19 protein-coding genes are annotated in these 19,180 nt (G+C 65.1%); 15 read left to right on the plus strand and 4 right to left on the minus strand.

Going from position 1 to position 19,180, the window contains the following annotated elements; genetic code table 11:
- The first annotated feature begins 9 nt into the window (after positions 1-9).
- Genes HOY44_RS08705 through HOY44_RS08720 form a run of 4 tightly spaced genes read left to right on the plus strand, consistent with a single transcriptional unit; the run spans position 10 to position 3,000 of the window.
- Positions 10-276 (plus strand): hypothetical protein, encoded by a 267-nt coding sequence (locus HOY44_RS08705; RefSeq protein WP_287434306.1) that lies wholly within the window; start codon positions 10-12, stop codon positions 274-276.
- Positions 273-1,136 carry an ABC transporter permease gene (locus HOY44_RS08710; RefSeq protein ID WP_287434308.1) on the plus strand — a complete coding sequence of 288 codons (864 nt, stop codon included), beginning with the start codon at positions 273-275 and terminating at the stop codon, positions 1,134-1,136. Before HOY44_RS08705 ends, HOY44_RS08710 begins: the two co-directional genes overlap by 4 nt.
- Positions 1,133-1,984 carry an ABC transporter permease gene (locus HOY44_RS08715; RefSeq protein WP_287434310.1) on the plus strand — a complete coding sequence of 284 codons (852 nt, stop codon included), beginning with the start codon at positions 1,133-1,135 and terminating at the stop codon, positions 1,982-1,984. Before HOY44_RS08710 ends, HOY44_RS08715 begins: the two co-directional genes overlap by 4 nt.
- Positions 1,985-2,013: 29 nt before the next feature.
- Positions 2,014-3,000 carry an ABC transporter substrate-binding protein gene (locus HOY44_RS08720; protein WP_287434312.1) on the plus strand — a complete coding sequence of 329 codons (987 nt, stop codon included), beginning with the start codon at positions 2,014-2,016 and terminating at the stop codon, positions 2,998-3,000.
- A 154-nt stretch (positions 3,001-3,154) separates the two neighbouring features.
- On the opposite strand, the gene cueR is transcribed toward HOY44_RS08720, so the two are convergent.
- Positions 3,155-3,565, minus strand: coding sequence for a Cu(I)-responsive transcriptional regulator (gene cueR / locus HOY44_RS08725; RefSeq protein WP_008333002.1), 411 nt, complete (start codon positions 3,563-3,565; stop codon positions 3,155-3,157).
- The gene (locus HOY44_RS08730) at positions 3,562-5,994 is read right to left on the minus strand and encodes a heavy metal translocating P-type ATPase (protein WP_287434315.1); all 2,433 of its coding nucleotides are present in this window, start codon (positions 5,992-5,994) and stop codon (positions 3,562-3,564) included. Before HOY44_RS08730 ends, cueR begins: the two co-directional genes overlap by 4 nt.
- A 138-nt stretch (positions 5,995-6,132) precedes the next feature.
- Between HOY44_RS08730 and HOY44_RS08735 the strand changes: the two genes are divergently transcribed.
- The 9 genes from HOY44_RS08735 to HOY44_RS08775 all read left to right on the plus strand — a co-directional run bounded on the left by HOY44_RS08735 (position 6,133) and on the right by HOY44_RS08775 (position 13,142).
- On the plus strand, positions 6,133-6,333 hold the full coding sequence (locus HOY44_RS08735) for a heavy-metal-associated domain-containing protein (RefSeq protein WP_008332964.1): 201 nt from the start codon (positions 6,133-6,135) through the stop codon (positions 6,331-6,333).
- A 60-nt stretch (positions 6,334-6,393) separates the two neighbouring features.
- Entirely contained in the window at positions 6,394-6,636 is a 243-nt protein-coding gene (locus HOY44_RS08740) for a DUF4170 domain-containing protein (RefSeq protein WP_008332961.1), read from the plus strand.
- 7 nt (positions 6,637-6,643) lie between these two features.
- A complete protein-coding gene (locus HOY44_RS08745; protein ID WP_138422131.1) occupies positions 6,644-7,927 on the plus strand; it encodes a 3-deoxy-D-manno-octulosonic acid transferase in 1,284 nt (427 codons plus the stop codon).
- Complete coding sequence (gene lpxK, locus HOY44_RS08750; protein ID WP_502710692.1) at positions 7,924-8,805, plus strand: tetraacyldisaccharide 4'-kinase; 882 nt, start codon at positions 7,924-7,926, stop codon at positions 8,803-8,805. The genes HOY44_RS08745 and lpxK overlap by 4 nt, the downstream gene beginning before the upstream one ends.
- A 58-nt stretch (positions 8,806-8,863) precedes the next feature.
- On the plus strand, positions 8,864-9,799 hold the full coding sequence (locus HOY44_RS08755) for a histone deacetylase family protein (protein ID WP_287434318.1): 936 nt from the start codon (positions 8,864-8,866) through the stop codon (positions 9,797-9,799).
- On the plus strand, positions 9,796-10,038 hold the full coding sequence (locus HOY44_RS08760) for an exodeoxyribonuclease VII small subunit (RefSeq protein ID WP_008332952.1): 243 nt from the start codon (positions 9,796-9,798) through the stop codon (positions 10,036-10,038). The genes HOY44_RS08755 and HOY44_RS08760 overlap by 4 nt, the downstream gene beginning before the upstream one ends.
- Positions 10,038-10,898, plus strand: coding sequence for a polyprenyl synthetase family protein (locus HOY44_RS08765; protein WP_502710685.1), 861 nt, complete (start codon positions 10,038-10,040; stop codon positions 10,896-10,898). The genes HOY44_RS08760 and HOY44_RS08765 overlap by 1 nt, the downstream gene beginning before the upstream one ends.
- Before the next feature lie 14 nt (positions 10,899-10,912).
- A complete protein-coding gene (gene dxs, locus HOY44_RS08770) occupies positions 10,913-12,841 on the plus strand; it encodes a 1-deoxy-D-xylulose-5-phosphate synthase (protein ID WP_287434320.1) in 1,929 nt (642 codons plus the stop codon).
- A 115-nt stretch (positions 12,842-12,956) separates the two neighbouring features.
- Positions 12,957-13,142 (plus strand): hypothetical protein, encoded by a 186-nt coding sequence (locus tag HOY44_RS08775; RefSeq protein WP_040884971.1) that lies wholly within the window; start codon positions 12,957-12,959, stop codon positions 13,140-13,142.
- A 3-nt stretch (positions 13,143-13,145) separates the two neighbouring features.
- Here the strand turns inward: HOY44_RS08775 and HOY44_RS08780 are convergent, their stop codons facing one another.
- On the minus strand, positions 13,146-14,015 hold the full coding sequence (locus HOY44_RS08780; protein ID WP_287434323.1) for an SDR family oxidoreductase: 870 nt from the start codon (positions 14,013-14,015) through the stop codon (positions 13,146-13,148).
- A gap of 37 nt (positions 14,016-14,052) precedes the next feature.
- Positions 14,053-15,618, minus strand: coding sequence for an ABC-F family ATP-binding cassette domain-containing protein (locus tag HOY44_RS08785; protein ID WP_287434324.1), 1,566 nt, complete (start codon positions 15,616-15,618; stop codon positions 14,053-14,055).
- A gap of 168 nt (positions 15,619-15,786) precedes the next feature.
- Here HOY44_RS08785 and ade point away from each other — a divergent pair, with 168 nt between their 5' ends.
- Together ade and HOY44_RS08795 are read left to right on the plus strand one after the other, a co-directional pair.
- On the plus strand, positions 15,787-17,592 hold the full coding sequence (ade, locus tag HOY44_RS08790) for an adenine deaminase (RefSeq protein ID WP_287434326.1): 1,806 nt from the start codon (positions 15,787-15,789) through the stop codon (positions 17,590-17,592).
- Positions 17,592-19,079: an AMP nucleosidase gene (locus HOY44_RS08795; RefSeq protein ID WP_287434328.1), complete on the plus strand. Its 1,488-nt coding sequence runs from the start codon at positions 17,592-17,594 to the stop codon at positions 19,077-19,079. Before ade ends, HOY44_RS08795 begins: the two co-directional genes overlap by 1 nt.
- The last annotated feature ends 101 nt before the right edge of the window (positions 19,080-19,180 follow it).

Genomic DNA, 19,180 nt, shown 5'->3' on the forward strand with positions numbered 1-19,180 from the left:
GGGCGCGTGATGGTCAGCAAAAAGGACGCCGCTTACAAATACGTGCGGACCGCCAACACCAAGGAGGCGGCGAACGAAGCGCGTCGGACGACCCGTGACCGCCCGTCGGGCTGGATGCTGCTGATCGCCGGGGTGATCCTGATCGGTGTGGCCATCAATTTCGCATTGGACGCCGAAGGCGGAAACTACGTGTCGCCGATCCTCTTCGGCCTCATCGGCCTTCTGAACGTCGTCTTCGGCCTGCGAAACCTGCGTATGGCGAGGACCGGCGCATGAAAAACATCGTTCCGATCCTCACCGTCGTCGCCGCCATCGTCGTCATCTGGTATGCCGCTGCGATCCCGATGAACAGCCAGTGGGCATTGGATCAGGCCGAGCGCGCCGAGGTCGAGCTTTCGACCGGCGAGCTGATCCTCGACACATGGTCGCAGGAAAGGCCGCGCCTTCCCGCCCCGCATCAGGTCGTGTCCGAGCTTTGGGGATCGACCGTCGAGATGAAAGTGACGTCGAAACGCTCGCTCATCCACCACGGCTGGATCACGCTGTCGGCCACCATGCTCGGCTTCGCCTTCGGCACCGGGCTGGGCATCCTGCTGGCCGTCGGGATAGTCCACAGTCGCGCGATGGACATGGGCGTGATGCCATGGGCCATCGCATCGCAGACCATTCCGATCCTCGCCATCGCGCCGATGATTATCGTGGTGTTGAGCTCGCTGGGTGTGACGGGGATCATCCCCAAGGCGATCATCTCGGCCTATCTCAGTTTCTTCCCGGTCGTCGTCGGTATGGTCAAAGGGCTGCGGTCGCCCGCCGCCTTCGACCTCGACCTGATGAAGACCTATTCGGCCAGCCGGTCCCAGACCTTCTGGAAACTGCGCCTGCCCGCCTCGATGCCCTATCTCTTCGCGTCGCTGAAGGTGGGGATCGCCGCCGCGCTGGTCGGCACTATCGTCGGTGAGCTTCCGACCGGAGCGATCCGTGGCCTTGGCGCCCGGATGCTGTCGGGCAGCTATTATGGCCAGACCGTTCAAATCTGGTCCGCGCTTTTCGCCGCCGCCATCCTCGCCGCGATACTCGTGGGGATCATCGGCGTGATCCAGCGCCGGACCCTTACCAGAATGGGGATGAACGCATGAGCTGGGGCTGGCTGATCTTCGCGGCTGCGTTCTGGGCCGGGGCCTATGCGCTGAACGTCTGGCTCGCCAATTCGCGCCTGGCCAAGTATCGCGCCGTGCGGATCGGGGTTCCGGTGATCTTCGGCATCACGATCCTCGTCGTGTGGCAAGGGCTGGTGCGGGGCCTGAACGTGCCCTTGGTGATCCTGCCCGCGCCCTCAGACATCTGGCTGCGCATGACCCAATCGGTGCCGACGCTGTGGGAGGATTTCGTTCAGACCTTCGTCAAGGGCGCGCTGTCGGGCTACGTGATCGGCTGCGGTGCGGCAGTGCTGACCGCGATCCTCATCGACCGTTCCAGGTTCCTGCAACAGGGGCTTCTGCCCGTCGGCAACTTCATCGCCGCGCTGCCCATCGTCGGCACCGCCCCGATCCTCGTCATGTGGTTCGGCTTCGACTGGCAGTCCAAGGCCGCCGTCGTCGTGGTGATGGTCTTCTTCCCGATGCTGGTGAACACGGTCGAGGGTCTGGCGGCCACCACCCGGATGCAGCGCGACCTGATGTCGACCTATTCGGCAAGCTACGCCCAGACGCTCATCAAACTGCGCCTGCCCGCAGCCATGCCGTTCATTTTCAACGGGCTTAAAATCACGACAACGCTGGCCCTTATCGGGGCCATCGTTGCCGAGTTTTTCGGCAGTCCGATCAAAGGCATGGGATTTCGCATCTCGACCGAGGTCGGGCGTCTCAGACTTGATATGGTCTGGGCTGAAATCGCGGTCGCCGCGATCGCCGGGAGCGTCTTTTACGGCGCCGTGGCACTCATAGAAAAAGGGGTGACCTTCTGGCACCCGTCACAACGAGGCTGAGCCGAAACTTACCAACGGGAGAAAGACCAATGATGAAATCAATGAAACTCGCCGCCACCGCGCTGGCCCTGACGTCGGGGGCCGCAATGGCTCAGGACGAGGTCACGCTTCAGCTCAAGTGGGTGACGCAAGCGCAGTTCGCGGGCTATTACGTGGCGCTCGAACAGGGCTTTTACGAGGAAGAGAACCTCGACGTGACGATCAAACCGGGCGGCCCCGACATCGCGCCCCCGCAGGTCATCGCCGGTGGCGGTGCCGACGTGATCGTCGAATGGATGCCCGCCGCCCTCGCCGCACGTGAGCAGGGCCTGCCGCTCGTCAACATCGCGCAGCCGTTCAAATCGTCCGGCATGATGCTGACCTGCCTCGAAGAAAGCGGCATCACCAGCCCGGACGACTTCCCCGGCAACACGCTGGGCGTCTGGTTCTTCGGCAACGAATACCCGTTCCTGTCGTGGATGAGCACGCTGGGCATCCCGACCGAGGGTGGCGACGACGGTGTCGAAGTGCTCAAGCAGGGCTTCAACGTCGATCCGCTGCTTCAGAACCAGGCCGCCTGTATCTCGACCATGACCTACAACGAATACTGGCAGGTCATCGACGCCGGCATCGGTGAGGACGAACTCATCACCTTCAAATACGAAGATCAGGGTGTCGCGACGCTTGAAGACGGTCTGTACGTGCTGGAAGAGAACCTTTCGGACGAGGCCTTCAAGGACAAGATGGCCCGCTTCGTGCGCGCGTCGATGAAGGGCTGGAAATGGGCCGAAGAGAACCCGGAAGAGGCCGCGATGATCGTGCTGGAATACGATGAAACCGGCGCCCAGACCGAACAGCACCAGATCCGCATGATGGGCGAGGTGGCCAAACTGACCGCCGGTTCCAACGGGGCGCTCGACCCGGCCGACTATGAACGCACCGTGGAAACCCTGATGGGTGGCGGTTCGGACCCGGTCATCACGAAAGAGCCTGAGGGTGCCTACACGCTCGACATCACCGACATGGCGCTGAACTAAGCGTTCCGGTCTTACGAAATACGAAGGGCGGCCCCACGCGGGCCGCCCTTTTTTGTGGGTCGGAAAAACTTGGTGTCGCAACGCGGGCCAGCGTGTACCAGTCCAATCTACCCAGGGGGCCACTCACCTGACGTTTCAAGCGACGGGTAGCCGGCTAGGCCGTCTCGTCATCAGTCGCGCCGCCGCCCCCCAAGCCCTTGAGGATCGGACAATCCGGCCGATCATCCCCGTGGCAGGCGTGAACCAAATGCGTGAGCGTGTCGCGCATCGACGTCAGGTCTGCGATCTTGCGTTCGATCTCGTCCAGATGACCCTCGGCCAGCTTCTTGACCTCGGACGAGGCGCGCGACTTGTCCTGATACAGGGCCAGAAGTGTCCGGCAATCTTCGATGGTGAAGCCCAGCGCACGGGCACGCGACAGGAAGGTCAGGTTGTGAATGTCCACGTCCGAGAACGAGCGGTATCCATTGGGATCGCGGTCGGGCGTGACGAGTCCGATATCCTCGTAATACCGGATCGTTTTCGGCGGCAGGCCCGCACGGGCTCCGGCGTCTGAGATATTCATGTCGGCACCTTTACGAAGCGAAGTCTGAGAGCGTTGGTGAGCACGAAGACCGAGGACATCGCCATGGCGAAGGCCGCGAGCATCGGCGACAGCATGAGGCCGAAGGCCGGGAACAGCACCCCGGCGGCGACCGGGATCAGGACGACGTTGTAGCCGAATGCCCAGAACAGATTCTGGCGGATGTTCCGCATCGTGCGGCGGCTGAGGTGGATCGCGGTGGGCACGCCGGTCAGCTCGCCGGACGACAGGACCACGTCCGCCGCTCCGATCGCCACATCCGTGCCCGTTCCGATCGCAAGGCCGATGTCGGCCGCTGCAAGGGCGGGCGCGTCGTTGATGCCGTCACCCACGAAAGCGGTCGTGCCATGCTCGGCCTGAAGCGACTCGAGCGCCTTGACCTTGCCGCGCGGCAGAACCTCGGCGGTCACATGGTCGATCCCCAGCCGTTTGGCGATGGCCTCCGCCGTGCCCTGCGCATCGCCCGTAATCATGGCGACCTCGATACCCATATCATGCAGCGCCTTGATCGCGCGGGGCGTCGTCTCCTTGATCGGGTCTTCGACCGCGACCAGCGCCGCCACGCTGCCGTCGAGCGCGATGTAGAGCGGTGTCTTGCCAAGGGCCGCAAGGCGGGCGGCTTCCCCGGGAAACGTCCCGGTGTCGACCTTTTCGCGCAGCATGAGCCGCTCGGCCCCGATCAGAACGGCGCGTCCGTCGACCTCGGCCTTCAACCCGAAACCGGGCAGCGCCTTGAACCCATGAGGCTCGGAAAGTCTCAGCCCGCGATCCTCGGCCGCGCGCAGAATCGCCTGCCCGATGGGATGTTCGGACTGGGCCTCGACGCTCGCGGCAAGGCGCAGCGCCTCGTCCGTATCGTCACCGATCAGGTCGGTAAGCTCCGGCTGACCCTTGGTCAGCGTCCCGGTCTTGTCGAGCGCGACGACCTTGACGCCTTCCATGATCTGAAGTGCGTCGCCCTTGCGAAACAGCACGCCCAGTTCCGCGCCCCGACCCGTGCCGACCATGATCGAGGTCGGCGTCGCCAGACCCATCGCACAGGGACAGGCGATGATGAGCACCGCGACACCGGCGACCAGAGCGAAACTCAGCGCAGGATCGGGACCGAGGGCGAGCCAGACGGCCACGGTCAGGGCGGCGATGGCCATGACCCCCGGCACGAACCAGCGGGTGATCTGGTCGACAAGCGACTGGATCGGCAGTTTCGCCCCCTGCGCCTGTTCGACCATGCGGATGATCTGGGCAAGCGTCGTGTCGGCCCCGACGCGTGTGGCGGTGATCCGCAGCGCCCCGTTGGTGTTCACGGTGCCGCCCGTCACACTGTCGCCCGGCCCCTTTTCGACCGGGACAGGCTCGCCGGTGACCATGCTTTCATCGACGTAGCTTTCGCCCGACAGCACGTCGCCATCGGTCGCGATCGCCTCGCCGGGACGGGCGACGACGATGTCGCCGGGCCGCACCTCGGAGGTCGGTATTTCGCGGGTCTCTCCGTCCCGCTCGACCCGTGCAGTCCGAGGGGCAAGGTTCATGAGCGCGCGGATCGCCTCGCCCGTCCGACCCTTGGCGCGCGCCTCCATCCAGCGTCCGAACAGGATCAGTGTGACGATGACCGCGGCGCTTTCGAAATACACGTTCGCCGTGCCTGCCGGGAAGATACCGGGGGTGAAGGTCGACAGGGTGGAATAGGCAAAGGCCGCCGCCGTGCCGACCGCAACCAGCGAGTTCATGTCGGGCGACAGGCGCCAAAGCTGCGGCACGCCCGCCGTGAAGAACCGGCGTCCGGGGATCACGAGGACCAGCGCTGTCAGCGCGAACTCGGCCAACCGCAGGTTCTGCATGCCGATCAGGCCGTGCAGCCATTGATGGAAGGCCGGGATCAGGTGCCCGCCCATCTCGGCGATGAACACGGGCAGCGTCAGGATCGCGGCGAGCAGGGTCATCCGGCCCAACCGGGTCGTCTCGGCGGCTTTCTTGGCTTCAAGGTCAAGCGATCCGCCCGATTTCACCTCGGCGCTGTAGCCCGTGGCGTTGACGGCAGCGGTGATGGCGGACGGTGCGACCGCGCCAGCCGCGAACACCACCTTGGCGGTGTCGGTCGCCGGGTTCGCATGTGCCTCGAGCACGCCGGGGATCGCGTTCAGCGCCGCTTCGACCTTGGCGACGGCGGCGGCGTCCACCAGACCGTCAACCGACAGGTCGATCTCGTCGGTCACGACAGGATAGCCCGCGCGCGCCAGAGCCTCGGCCGTTTCGGCCATGTGGCCGGGTTCCGTGAAGGTGAGGTTCGCGCTTTCCCCTGCGAGGTTCACCGATGGGTCGGCCACGAACGGCAGCCCCTTCAACGCGTCCTCGACACGGGACACGCAGGAGGCGCAATGCATCCCTTCGACCTTGATCGTCATGTCGTTCATCACCGACTCCTTTTCTCGATGATCCACCACATAGCCCTTCCAGTCACTGGAAGGTCAAGAGGTCGCGGTGGAATTTTCGAATCCCGATTGACGGAGGCGCGACGCGATCCTAGCTGAGGGGTCATTCAGGAGGTTCCGATGACCACGTTTTCCATTCCCGAAATGAGCTGCGGCCACTGCAAGGCAAAGATCGAAGACGCCGTGATGGACGCCGACGAAGGCGCGGTCATCGCGTTCGACATGGACGCGCGCGAGGTCGAGATCGACTCGACCCTCGACACCGCCGCTCTGGCCGACGCGATCAAGGCGGCGGGCTATGAGACGCGCCTCAAGACCTGAGCGCCTTTTACCTCACCCGGCCCTGCGATAGGCTCGGCACAGGCAACGGCGGAGACGGACATGGCCCAAAGACTGCACCTCGTGTTCGGGGGCGAATTGGTCGACCCGACCAAAACCCAGTTCAAGAGCGTGGACGATATTCATATCGTGGGTATCTACCCGGACTACGCCACCGCCTATGACGCCTGGCGGGCCGAGGCGCAGCGCACCGTGGACAATGCCCACATGCGGTATTTCATCGCCCACCTTCACCGCCTTCGGGACGAGGAAACACCTGCCTCGCCGACCGAGGAGCTGGAATAATCCGCCTATGGCGAAACGCCCCGGCCTTTCATTCTATCTGGCATCGCAGAAGCTGCGGGGGCGTGCCCGTGCCGAGGCGCGGCTCAAACGCGGTCTCGTCGAAGGGTCCGAAGACCGGACCCGCGCCGCCGAACGGCTCGGCAAGCCGCGTCAGGACCGCCCCGCAGGTCCGCTGATCTGGCTGCACGCAGGCAACGAGGTCGAGGCGCTGGGATTCCCGGAACTGGTCGACCGTCTGGCCGACGAGCGCGAAGATCTGAGCTTTCTCGTCACCACGACCGGACACGACCCGGATCACCCGCTGGAGGCCCGTCTGCCGTCACGCGCGATCCTGCAATATGCGCCCTACGGCGAGGACGGGGCGGTCGAGGCTTTCTTGGGTCACTGGCGCCCCGACATCTGCCTTTGGGCCGAAAACAGGTTCGAACCGGGCCTGATCGACCGGACGGCGAGCGCCGGGGTGGACATGGTGCTTGTCGACGCACGGGTGCCGGAACGGGCTGGCTGGCGCTGGCTTCCGGGTATCAGGCGGACACTCCTGCGCCAGTTCACCCATGTGTTCGCAGGCGACGACACCGCCCGAACCGGCCTGATCGGCTTGGGTGTGTCCCCCGACCGGATCGAGACGGTGGGTTTCCTTCAGGAAGGCACCGCGCCGCTGACTTGCAGTCAGGCCGAACGCGACATGTTGGCCGAAGAGCTTGCCGCGCGACCCGTCTGGCTTGCGGCGGGCGCCGGGGCAGATGAATTCGCGATTCTGACAGGCGTGCACCAGCAGGTCATGCGGCGGTCGCACAGGCTCCTTCTGATCCTCGCGCCACAAGACCCGAACGAGGGCCCACTCCTTGCCCGCAAGCTGGAAAGCGAGGGCTGGGTCGTCGGCCTGCGTTCGCTGGAGGACGAACCCGAGCCCGAGGTCGAAATCTATATCGCCGACGTCCCCGGCGAGTTGGGCCTGTGGTATCGCTTGGCGCCGACCTCCTTTCTGGGCGGCACGCTGTCCGGTGGGCCCGTGCGCAATCCTTACGAAGCCGCCGCATTGGGGTCGGCGGTGCTGTATGGACCGCGCCCGGGACCGTGGCGCGAGAGCTTCGAAAGGCTGCGCGATGCGGGCGCGGCGCGATGCGTCAGCGACAAGCAGGATCTGACCCGCGCGGTCGAGGAATTGCTGGCGCCGGATCACGTGGCGCGCATGGCCTCGGCGGCCTGGGACGTGACCACCAACGGCGCACAGGCAACGGATCGCGTGGTGGAACTGGTGCTCGACACGCTCGACCGAAAGGGCGTCTGACCGTGCGCTTTCCCCGGTCCCGACGCCCTGACCCCGTTCGTGTGGATGTGCCCATCGTATCGGTCGCCAGCCTGTCGCGGGGCGGGACGGGCAAGACCCCGATGGTGATCGCCCTCGCCCAACGTCTTGGTCGCCCCGACAGGAAGGTTCATGTCGTCATGCGGGGGAGCGACGCGCCCCTACGCGTGAACGAACGAACGCATACCGCCAACGACGTGGGGGACGAACCGCTCTTGTCCGCGGCGTTCGCGCCGACATGGGTCGGGTCCGACATGGCCGAAGCGGCGCGCGCGGCGGCAAACGACGGCGCCGACCTGCTGATCGTGGAAGAGGACGGCACGCAGGATGTCGCCTCGGACTACCGCATTCTCGTCGAGGATGCGGTCAGGGGGTTCGGGAACGGCAGGGTCTGGCCGCTCGGCCCGTTGCGCCATCCCCTGTCGCGGGGGCTGGCGGAGGCCGACCTGCTGGTGACCGTCGGGCCGCAGCGCGCGCAGGAGGCGTTTCGGACCGTGCCCCTGCCCCGCATTCGCGCCCATCTCGACGTGCTCCAGACCGGAATGACGTGGAAAGGTCTGCCCGTCCTCGCCTTTGCCGGGATCGGCGTGCCAGAGCGGTTCTTCGCGACACTCCGCGACATCGGCGCGCAGGTGGTGCGCGCGCAGGCGTTGGCGGATCATCAGGAAATGACACCCACCCTGCTCGCCCGGTTGGAGCGTGAGGCGGCCATGGCGGGCGCGCAACTGGTCACGACCGAGAAAGACGCCGTGCGCCTGCCGATGGCGTTCCGGCCCAAGGTGCTTGTCCTTCCCGTCAGGATGGAGGCAGACGATTGGGCGACGCTGGATCAGGCGCTGTCCGAAAGGCTGCCTGAATGATCGCCAAGAGCGCCTTCGCGACCTTGAAGCGCCCTGTCTATTCGCCTAGCGTCCGCGCATGACAACGCTGCTTTTTTCGCATGACCAATGCCTTGACCACGTGACGCCGCCGGGACACCCGGAACGGGTCGAACGTCTGGAGGCCATTGGGCGCGCCCTCGCCAAACCCGAATTCGACGCGCTCGACCGCCGCGCCGCGCCGATGGGCGAGGAAAAGCACGTGCGGCTGGCGCATCCGCTGGCCCATCTCGACAGGATACGCACATCGGAGCCGGTCGAGGGCTACGCCCAGATCGACGCCGACACTTCGATGGCGCCGGGCAGTTTCAATGCCGCGATGCGGGCCATCGGCGGCAACATCGCAGCGGTCGATGCCGTTCTGTCGGGCGAAGCCAGCAATGCCTTCGTCATGACCCGCCCGCCCGGACACCACGCCGAAAAGGCGAAGCCGATGGGGTTCTGCCTGTTCGCCAACGTCGCCATCGCGGCGCTCCATGCCATTGAGCACCACGGGCTCGACCGCGTGGCCGTGCTGGACTTCGACGTGCACCACGGCAACGGCACGCAGGATGTGCTTTGGAACGAAAGTGGCGTGCGCTTCGCCTCGTCGCACCAGATGCCGCTTTACCCCGGCACCGGCGCACCGAATGAAACCGGCGCCTATGACCAGATCCGCAACGCCGCACTCGACAGCGGATCGGGCTCGCAGCTGATGCGCGAGGCTTGGGGCGAGCACATTCTGCCCTGGATCGAGGCCTACAAGCCGCAACTGATCCTCGTGTCGGCAGGGTTCGACGCACATGCCGCCGACCCGCTTGCCGGGCTGAACTGGCGCACCGAAGACTATGCGTGGGTAACCGATCGGATAGTGGATGTGGCCGAAAAGGTCTGCGAGGGCCGGGTGGTGTCCTCACTCGAGGGCGGATATGATCTCGACGCGCTGGCGCAGGGCACCGCAGCGCATGTGAAAACCCTGATGGAGCGTGGCGCATGACCGACAAGCCAGTGAAAGACATGAGCTTCGAAGAGGCGATGCGCGAGCTTGAACAGGTGGTGAGCCAGTTGGAGCGCGGCGACGTGGCGCTCGAAGAATCGATCAAGCTTTACGAACGCGGTGCGGCGCTCAAGGCGCAATGCGAAGAAAAGCTGAAGGCGGCCGAGGAAAAGGTCGCGGCGATCACGCTGGACCGGGACGGGCAACCGACGGGGACGACGCCGGTCGAGACCGACTGATGTTTCACGACGCGCTGGAAGAAGCGAATCGGCGCGCGCGTGCGCGACTCGCACATGCCCTGCCGAAAACCGGGCCGTTGGCCGAGCCGATGGCCTATGCGGTCGAAGGCGGCAAGGGCCTGCGCGGGTTTCTGGTCATCGAAGGGGCGTCGCTGTTCGACGTGTCGCCGGACCGCTCGTCCTATGCCGCCGCCGCGATCGAAGCGGTCCACGCCAGCTCGCTCGTCCATGACGACCTGCCCTGCATGGACGACGACGACCTCAGGCGCGGCCGCCCGACCGTCCATGTCAAATGGGACGAGGCGACGGGCGTTCTGGTCGGAGTCGCGCTGCAATTCCTTGCCTTCGAACTGGTCGGTGACCCGGCGGTCGGAAGCGGCGACATACGCGCGGAACTCGCCCGAACGCTCGGTCACGGTGCCGGGGGATTCGGCATGGTGATGGGACAATCGCTCGATCTCGCCGCAGAGGTGGCGCCGAACCCCCTCACCCTCGACGAAATCATCGCGCTTCAGGCGGGCAAGACCGGGGCGCTGTTCGAATGGTCCGCTTTCGCCGGGGCGATACTGGGCGAGGCAGACCGCGAACCGCTGCGCCAATACGGGGCCGCGCTGGGTCAGGCGTTCCAGATCGCCGACGACATTCTGGACATCGAAGGCGATGCCGAAACCGTCGGCAAGGCCGTTCAGAAAGACAAGGACGCCGGCAAGGCGACCTTCGTTTCGCTTCTCGGCATGGACGGGGCGCGCAAGCGTGCCCATATGCTTGTGGACAATGCCTGCGACGTTCTCGCGCCCTTTGGTCCGAAGGCCGACAACTTGCGAGAGGCCGCGCGCTTCGCTATTTCGCGGAAGAATTGAAGACGAGGCCCCCGATGCCCGAAAAACCCGCAACGCCCCTTCTCGACCGGATCGCGTCGCCCGCCGACATGCGTGGGCTGTCCGTAGCGGAAATGCGCCAGCTTGCCGACGAGCTGCGCGCCGAGACGATCTATTCCGTGTCGAAAACCGGCGGGCACCTTGGCGCGGGTCTTGGCGTGGTCGAACTGACCGTCGCGATTCACGCGATTTTCGACACGCCGCACGACAAGCTGATCTGGGACGTGTCGCACCAGTGCTATCCGCACAAGATCCTGACGGGCCGCCGCGACCGGATGACCTCGATCCGGCAGAAGGACGGTCTGTCGGGCTTCACCAAGCGGACCGAGTCGCCCTACGACCCTTTCGGTGCGGCCCATAGCTCCACCTCAATCTCGGCCGCGCTTGGTTTTGCCGTGGCGCGCGATCTTGGGGGATCGCCCGAGAACGGGATCGGCGACTGTATCGCCGTGATCGGTGACGGCGCGATGAGCGCGGGCATGGCCTTCGAGGCGATGAACAACGCGGGTCATCTGAACAAACGCCTGATCGTCGTCCTGAACGACAACGAAATGTCCATCGCTCCGCCTGTCGGTGCCCTGTCGACTTACCTGTCGCGCCTTTATGCGGGCGAACCGTTTCAGGAGTTCAAGGCCGCCGCCAAGGGTGCGGTGCGCCTGCTCCCCCCGCCGTTTCAGGAAGGGGCACGACGCGCCAAGGAAATGCTCAAGGGCATGACCGTCGGCGGCACGATGTTCGAAGAGCTCGGCTTTTCCTATGTCGGTCCCATCGACGGACACGACATGGATCAGTTGGCACAGGTGTTGCGGACGGTGAAAGCCCGCGCGACCGGGCCGGTCCTGATCCACGCGATCACCCGCAAGGGCAAGGGCTATCGCCCCGCCGAGGAACGCGACGACAAGGGCCACGCGACCGCCAAGTTCGACGTTCCCACCGGAAAACAGCACAAGGCGCCGTCGAATGCGCCGTCTTACACCAGCGTCTTCGGCAAGACCCTGACCAAGCTGGGCGAGACCGACGACAAGATCGTCGCCGTCACGGCGGCCATGCCGGACGGAACGGGCGTCGACATCTTCGGGGCGCGATTCCCGAGCCGGACATTCGACGTGGGCATTGCCGAGCAGCACGGGGTGACGTTTTCGGCCGGGCTCGCGGCTGGCGGGATGCGGCCGTTCTGCGCGATCTACTCGACCTTCCTGCAACGCGGCTACGATCAGGTCGTGCATGACGTGGCGATCCAGCGCCTGCCCGTGCGTTTCATGATCGACCGGGCCGGTCTGGTCGGGGCCGATGGCGCGACCCATGCGGGCAGCTTCGACATCGCCTATCTCGCCAACCTGCCGGATTTCGTCATCATGGCCCCGTCGGACGAGGCGGAGCTGGTGAACATGATCGAAACCGCGCGCGGGATCGACGACCGCCCGTCGGCCGTGCGGTATCCGCGCGGTGCCGGGGTCGGCACCGAGATGCCCGAGACGCCCACCGCGCTCGAGATCGGCAAAGGCCGCATCGTGGCGGAGGGCAAGCGCGTCGCGTTCCTGTCGCTCGGTCCGCGCCTCGCCGAGGTCCACAAGGCCGCCGAGACGCTGACGGCCAAGGGGATCACCCCGACGATTGCCGACGCCCGTTTCGCCAAGCCGCTGGACGAGGACATGATCCTGAAACTCGCGCGCGAGCACGAGGTTCTCATCACGATCGAAGAAGGCGCCATCGGCGGTTTCGGAAGCCACGTCGCACAGTTGCTGGCCGAGAACGGCGTTTTCGATTCGGGGCTGAAGTATCGCTCGATGGTCCTGCCCGACACTTTCATCGATCAGGCGACGCCGGATCAGATGTACGAGGTCGCGGGCCTGACCGCCGACGATATGGTTGCGAAAGTGATGTCGGCTTTGGATATCTCGACACTCGGATCGCAGCGCGCCTGAGAAAGCGTTTTCGGCACGCAACACCGGGCCAAAAACCGACGCTTTTTTCTAGACCTGCACAGCATGTGGGGCATAATCACCCAATCACTAGCGTATTTAGTGTTAGGGGAAGAGAATGAACAAGATCATCCTTGGCGCGGTCATCGCCGTCATCGCAGGGTCGGCCTTTGCGGGCACCCTCGTAGATCCGGTCATGAATCAGGCGGTCATCGCACAGGAAACGGCGACATCGGGTTTCAACCACCACGTGATCCCGCCGCTTTTCTTTCTGTTTTTCGTGGGCCTCGGCCTGATCCTCTGACGCCTATGCGCCCTGCTCATTCAGCAGGGCCGACAACCCCTCGCGATAGGTCGGGTATTTCAACGTGACGCCAAGCTCCCGCTTCATGCGGTCGTTGCGCACGCGTTTGGACTCGGCATAGAAACTGCGCGCCATCGGGGTCATGTCCGCATCCGCGAAATCCTCCGAAGGCGGGATGGGTTTCCCAAGCAGGTCTGCCGCATATGCGATGACATCCTCCGGCGGCGCGGCCTCGTCATCGCAGACGTTGTAGATGCGGCCCGGTCGCGGTTTGGCGATGGACGCGGCAAGCACCTGCGCGATGTCGTCCACATGGATGCGTGAAAACACCTGATCGGGCTTGATGATCCGCCGCGCCGTCCCGTTGCGCACCTTGGCGAACGGCCCGCGCCCCGGCCCATAGATGCCCGCGAGCCGGAAAATGTGGAGCGGGAGCATCCGCGTCTCCTTCGCCAGCATCCACCATTCACCCTCGGCCTTCACGCGCTGCTTGCCGCGCTTGGTGCCGGGTGTCAGCCCGGTTTCCTCATCGACCCAGCCACCCTGATGGTCGCCGTAGACCCCGGTCGTCGAAAGATAGCCGACCCAGTCGAACCGATCCGCCCGCGCCGCAATCGTGTCGCGCCATTCCGCCAGCACCGGATCGCCGTCCTCGCCGGGCGCGGTCGAGATAAGCATATGTGTCGCCTGCCCGATGGCCTCGGTCATGTCGGTGCCCGGCCAGACAAGCGGTTCGACCCCTTCGTCCCGCAGCGCCTGAGCCTTGTCCTCGGATCGGGTGGTGCCGATCACCCGCCAGCCTTGAGGGATAAGGATGCGCGACAAGGCGCGGGCAGAGAAGCCGTAGCCGAAGGAAAGAAGCGTTCTGGTCATGGGCGCGATCATCTGCACCTCACACCGGGATGCAAGGTCAATCCGCCAGCCGCCCGTTGGCAAGCGTGAGCACCCGATCAATGCCGATGGCGTCGAGGAAGGCGCTGTCATGGCTGACCACAAGCAGCGCACCGGGATAGTCCGCAAGCGCGGCCTCCAGCACCTCGACCGCCTCGATGTCGAGGTGATTGGTCGGCTCGTCGAGGATCAGCAGATCCGGTGGCGGCCCGCCCAGCGCGGCGGCCAACCCGGCCCTCAGGCGTTCGCCGCCCGACAGCGTGCCGACCAGCTTCTCGGCATCGCTGTTCCGGAACGCAAAACGCGCAAGGACGGTGTGTGCATCGTTCAGGGTCATGTCCGGATGCAGACGGCGCAGCCCCGCGACGATGGTTTCATCATGCGCGAGCGTTTCGGCATGTTGGTCCAGCATCGCGATCCGGCCCGGTCTGCGAATGTCGCCCGTGGTGGGAAGATGGCCGCGCAGCATGTCGAGCAGTGTGGACTTGCCCGCGCCGTTGGCACCTTCAAGCGCGACATGCTCCCCGGCGTGAATCGTAAGGTCGATGGGGCCGACATGAAACGCACCGCGCATCGTCGCCGCACCCGCCATTGCCACGACGTGTCCCTGCGCCGATCCCGGCGTCGCGTCGATCCGTAGGTCGCGCCGTGCCGCGACCTGGGCCGAAGCCGTTGTACGCGCGGCGGCGGCGCGGTCCTCGAGCTTCTGCGACAGCGCGGCCTCGCGCCCCGCCGTGCGCCCGGCCCGGTCCTTCATCGCGTCGAGCAACACCTTGGGCTGGCTGCCACTCGCGCGCAGGGCGCGCCCGGCGCGGTCGCGGCGCGCTTTCTTTTCTTCCCGCGCTCGAATCTCGCGCTTGGTCCGCGCCAGGTCGCGTTCGGCTGTCTCCAGCGCGGCTTGTGCGCGTGCTTCGCGGGCCGCGCGGGCTTCGGCATAGACCGACCAGCCGCCGCCGTGCAGGTGCCAGCCTGTCGGGGACAGTTCGAGTATGCGCTCCATCCCGTCCAGCAATTCCCGATCATGGCTCACCACCACGACACCGCCGGACCACCCCGCGATCAGCTCGGAGATCAAAGTTCGGCCCGCGCGGTCCAGATTGTTCGTCGGCTCGTCCATCAGGAGCAGGTCCGGCGCGGCGATCAGGGCGCGGGCGACCGACAGCCGTGTGCGCTGCCCGCCGGAAAGGTCACCGACGCGACGCGCGAGCGTATCGGCGGGCAGGCCAAGACGCGCGACCACGCCTTCGATCCGTGCAGGCAACGTCCAGTCGGCGGTGTCGAGGTCGGCCGGCTCGAAGATCCCGCTTTCGATCCGGCCGAGTTGCGCAAGCGGGGCGTCCACGCCCAGCGCCTCCGGCACGGACTGCGCCGGGTCGAGCCGTTGATCGAACAGCCCGCAGGTGCCGATGTGCGAGACATGCGGACCGCCTGCCGACATCGCGGCGAGCAGCGTGGATTTTCCTGACCCGTTCGCACCGACGATGCCGGTACGTTCGGCCCCGAAGGCCAGCGTCAGATCACGGACGAGCGGGCGTCCGTCAGGGGTTTTGAGAGAAAGTTCGTGGAGGGACAGAAAGGCAGACATGGGACACCTCGACCGGGGAACACAGGGGGCTCATCGGGGTCGGGTGCAGGTCCATCGTTTCGTCCTTCATCGGATTGACATGGCCAGATGTAAGGGTTCGCGGACCGTTTGGCAAACTGCGCCCCGGAACCCGCTTGCATATGATCAAATTTGCTGGACAATTGCTCCATGACAGACACTCCATTGAAAACTTGGGCCGAAACCGCACCGCGCCTTGTCGCCGTGGCCGCGGGTCGTGAGGCTGCCGACCTCGTCATCAAAGGCGCCAAGGTCGTGAACGTCCACACGCGAGAAGTGCTGGACGGCTGGCAGGTCGCAGTCGCTGAGGGGCGGTTCGCCTACGTCGGGCCGGACGCCAGCCATTGCCTTGGCGACGACACCGAGGTGATCGACGCCGACGGCATGTACCTGATCCCCGGCCTGTGCGACGCCCATATGCATATCGAAAGCGGTATGCTGACCCCGGCGGAATTCGCCGCCGCCGTGATCCCGCACGGCACGACGAGCATGTTCACCGACCCGCACGAAATCGCGAACGTGCTGGGGTTGGAAGGCGTGCGGCTGATGCATGACGAGGCCGCCTTGCAGCCGGTCAACATCTTCACGCAGATGCCCTCCTGTGCGCCTTCGGCGCCGGGGCTCGAGACCACGGGGCGCGAGATCACGCCCGAGGATGTGGCGGAAGCGATGAACTGGCCCGGCATCATCGGTCTGGGCGAAATGATGAACTTTCCCGGCGTGGTCCACGGCGACCCCAAGATGCTGGCCGAGATCGCGGCGACCCAGAACGCGAACAAGACGGTTGGCGGCCACTATGCCTCGCCCGACCTCGGCCCGAACTTCCACGCCTATGCGGCGGGTGGCCCTGCCGACGACCACGAAGGGACGTGCGAGGCCGATGCCATCGCGCGTGTGCGTCAGGGTATGCGGAGCATGATGCGGCTGGGGTCGGCTTGGTATGACGTGGAAACCCAGATCACCGCCGTCACCGAAAAAGGCCTCGACCCGCGCAGCTTCATCCTGTGCACGGACGACAGCCATTCCGGTACGCTCGTCAACGATGGTCACATGAACCGCGTGGTGCGGCACGCCATCGCCTGCGGTTGCGATCCGCTGATCGCGCTGCAAATGGCCACGATCAACACGGCCACCCATTTCGGGCTGGAACGCGAGCTCGGGTCCATCGCGCCGGGGCGGCGGGCCGACATGATCCTGACCCCCTCGCTCACCGAATTGCAGATCGAACGGGTCTATGCGCGCGGCGTGCTGGTCGCAGAAAAGGGCCGCATCAAGGTCGCGTGCCCCCACCTCGACTGGCCGGATCACGCGCGCAACACCGTGCACCTCGGCAAGACGCTGGAGGGGGCCGATTTCGAGATCGCAGCCCCGGATGGCGCGAACACCGTCACCGCCAAGGTGATCGGCGTGGTCGAGAACCAGGCCCCGACCAAGGCGCTGACCGTCGACCTGCATGTCTCGAACGGGATCGTCGAACCGGACGAGGCAAACGACATCGCGCAGATCGCGCTTGTCGAACGGCATCGTGGCACGGGCGACGTGACCAACGGTTTCGTCTCGGGCTTCGGCTACCGTGGCGACATGGCCATCGCCTCGACCGTGGCCCATGACAGCCACCACATGATCGTCGTCGGCACGTCGCGCCGCGACATGGCGCTGGCCGCAAACCGGCTGGGCGAAGTGGGCGGTGGCATCACCGTCTTCAAAGACGGCAAGGAAATCGCGCTCGTCGAATTGCCGGTCGCGGGCCTCATGTCCGACGAACCGGCCGAAACGGTGGCCGCCAAGGCGCAGAACATGGTCGAGGCGATGGCGGCCTGCGGCTGCACGCTCAACAACGCCTACATGCAGCACTCGCTGCTTGCGCTGGTGGTCATCCCTGAACTACGCATCTCCGATCTCGGTTTGGTGGACGTGACCAAGTTCGAGTTGACCGAATTGTTTGAGGAGCCTTGATGTCCCCCGCTGACCTGACCCTGCCGATCAAGACACCGTCCAAAGTTCAGGCGGAGTTCTTCACCGACGCGAGTCTCGCGGTGGACCGCCTGTGCGAGCTTTACGACGCCGCCTGCGATTTCCTGACGGTTAAATTCTCGGACTCCGCCGGTCTTACGGAACAGCCTGCGAACCGGTTCCGGGCGTTCTATCCTGAGATACGGTTCCGTACGACGACGCATGCGGCGACGGACAATCGCCTATCCTTCGGTCATGTGCCCGGCCCCGGCACCTATTCGACGACGATCACCCGACCTGACCTGTTTCGGAACTATCTCGAACAACAGATCGGCCTGTTGATCCAGAACCACGGGGTTCCGGTCGCGGTCGGCCAGTCCAGCACACCGATGCCGGTCCATTTCGCGGTGGCGGGACGCTCTGACATCACCGTTCCGCAAGAGGGGGCGATGGCGTTTCCCCTACGCGACGTGTTCGACGTGCCGGACCTGACGAATACGCATGACGACATCGTCAACGGGCTGGGCTACCGGCACGAGGACGGGTCCGAGCCGCTCGCACCGTTCACGGCCCAGCGCATCGACTATTCGCTCGCGCGCCTCAGCCACTACACCGCGACGCTGGCCGAGCATTTCCAGAACCACGTGCTGTTCACGAACTACCAGTTCTATGTCGAGGAATTCGAGCTGTTCGCCCGCGCGATGCTGGCGGACAAGTCGAGCGGATATACCGCCTTCGTCAGCCCCGGAAACTTTGCTCTGACCGAGCCGGACGGGGAAATCCCGTCTCTGTCGAAGCTTCCGCAGATGCCGACCTATCACCTGAAACGCGCGGACGGGTCCGGGATTACGCTGGTCAATATCGGGGTGGGACCGTCGAACGCCAAGACTGCGACCGACCATATCGCGGTGCTTCGCCCCCACGCGTGGCTCATGGTCGGGCATTGCGCCGGTCTGCGGAACTCGCAACGGCTCGGCGATTTCGTTCTGGCGCACGCCTATCTGCGCGAGGACAAGGTGCTGGACGCCGATCTTCCGATCTGGGTGCCGATCCCGCCGTTAGCCGAAATCCAGATCGCGCTGGAAGACGCGGTGGCGGATGTGACCGAGCTGGAAGGTTACGAATTGAAGCGGATCATGCGAACGGGCACGGTCGCATCGCTCGACAACCGCAACTGGGAACTTCGGGACAATTCCGGACCCGTGCAGCGCCTGAGCCAGTCGCGGGCCATCGCGCTCGACATGGAAAGTGCGACGATCGCGGCCAACGGGTTCCGGTTCCGCGTGCCCTACGGCACGCTTCTGTGCGTGTCGGACAAGCCATTGCACGGCGAACTGAAACTGCCGGGGATGGCGAGCGACTTCTACACCACGCAGGTCGGGCGCCATCTGTTGATCGGCATTCGCGCGATGGAGCGCCTGCGCGATATGCCGTTGGAACGCATCCACAGCCGGAAGTTGCGCTCATTCGACGAAACGGCATTCCTTTGAATAAGGAAAACCCCCCTGACTGAGCGGAAACCCGTTGTTTTCTTGCCGATTCCGTTCAGAAAGAGTTGTGTGCCCCCCGCAACCTCCTTTAAATGCGGCCA

It is taken from the genome of Maritimibacter sp. (assembly GCF_016774595.1).
Taxonomy (GTDB): Bacteria; Pseudomonadota; Alphaproteobacteria; order Rhodobacterales; family Rhodobacteraceae; genus Maritimibacter; species Maritimibacter alkaliphilus.

Excerpts from the sequence above, each read along its gene's own strand:
- HOY44_RS08705 (WP_287434306.1), top strand. The coding sequence starts at position 10 with ATGGTCAGCAAAAAGGACGCCGCTTACAAATACGTGCGGACCGCCAAC.
- HOY44_RS08710 (WP_287434308.1), top strand. The coding sequence starts at position 273 with ATGAAAAACATCGTTCCGATCCTCACCGTCGTCGCCGCCATCGTCGTC.
- HOY44_RS08715 (WP_287434310.1), top strand. The coding sequence starts at position 1,133 with ATGAGCTGGGGCTGGCTGATCTTCGCGGCTGCGTTCTGGGCCGGGGCC.
- HOY44_RS08720 (WP_287434312.1), top strand. The coding sequence starts at position 2,014 with ATGATGAAATCAATGAAACTCGCCGCCACCGCGCTGGCCCTGACGTCG.
- cueR (WP_008333002.1), bottom strand. The coding sequence starts at position 3,565 with ATGAATATCTCAGACGCCGGAGCCCGTGCGGGCCTGCCGCCGAAAACG.
- HOY44_RS08730 (WP_287434315.1), bottom strand. The coding sequence starts at position 5,994 with ATGAACGACATGACGATCAAGGTCGAAGGGATGCATTGCGCCTCCTGC.
- HOY44_RS08735 (WP_008332964.1), top strand. The coding sequence starts at position 6,133 with ATGACCACGTTTTCCATTCCCGAAATGAGCTGCGGCCACTGCAAGGCA.
- HOY44_RS08740 (WP_008332961.1), top strand. The coding sequence starts at position 6,394 with ATGGCCCAAAGACTGCACCTCGTGTTCGGGGGCGAATTGGTCGACCCG.
- HOY44_RS08745 (WP_138422131.1), top strand. The coding sequence starts at position 6,644 with ATGGCGAAACGCCCCGGCCTTTCATTCTATCTGGCATCGCAGAAGCTG.
- HOY44_RS08755 (WP_287434318.1), top strand. The coding sequence starts at position 8,864 with ATGACAACGCTGCTTTTTTCGCATGACCAATGCCTTGACCACGTGACG.
- HOY44_RS08760 (WP_008332952.1), top strand. The coding sequence starts at position 9,796 with ATGACCGACAAGCCAGTGAAAGACATGAGCTTCGAAGAGGCGATGCGC.
- HOY44_RS08765 (WP_502710685.1), top strand. The coding sequence starts at position 10,038 with ATGTTTCACGACGCGCTGGAAGAAGCGAATCGGCGCGCGCGTGCGCGA.
- dxs (WP_287434320.1), top strand. The coding sequence starts at position 10,913 with ATGCCCGAAAAACCCGCAACGCCCCTTCTCGACCGGATCGCGTCGCCC.
- HOY44_RS08775 (WP_040884971.1), top strand. The coding sequence starts at position 12,957 with ATGAACAAGATCATCCTTGGCGCGGTCATCGCCGTCATCGCAGGGTCG.
- HOY44_RS08780 (WP_287434323.1), bottom strand. The coding sequence starts at position 14,015 with ATGACCAGAACGCTTCTTTCCTTCGGCTACGGCTTCTCTGCCCGCGCC.
- HOY44_RS08785 (WP_287434324.1), bottom strand. The coding sequence starts at position 15,618 with ATGTCTGCCTTTCTGTCCCTCCACGAACTTTCTCTCAAAACCCCTGAC.
- ade (WP_287434326.1), top strand. The coding sequence starts at position 15,787 with ATGACAGACACTCCATTGAAAACTTGGGCCGAAACCGCACCGCGCCTT.
- HOY44_RS08795 (WP_287434328.1), top strand. The coding sequence starts at position 17,592 with ATGTCCCCCGCTGACCTGACCCTGCCGATCAAGACACCGTCCAAAGTT.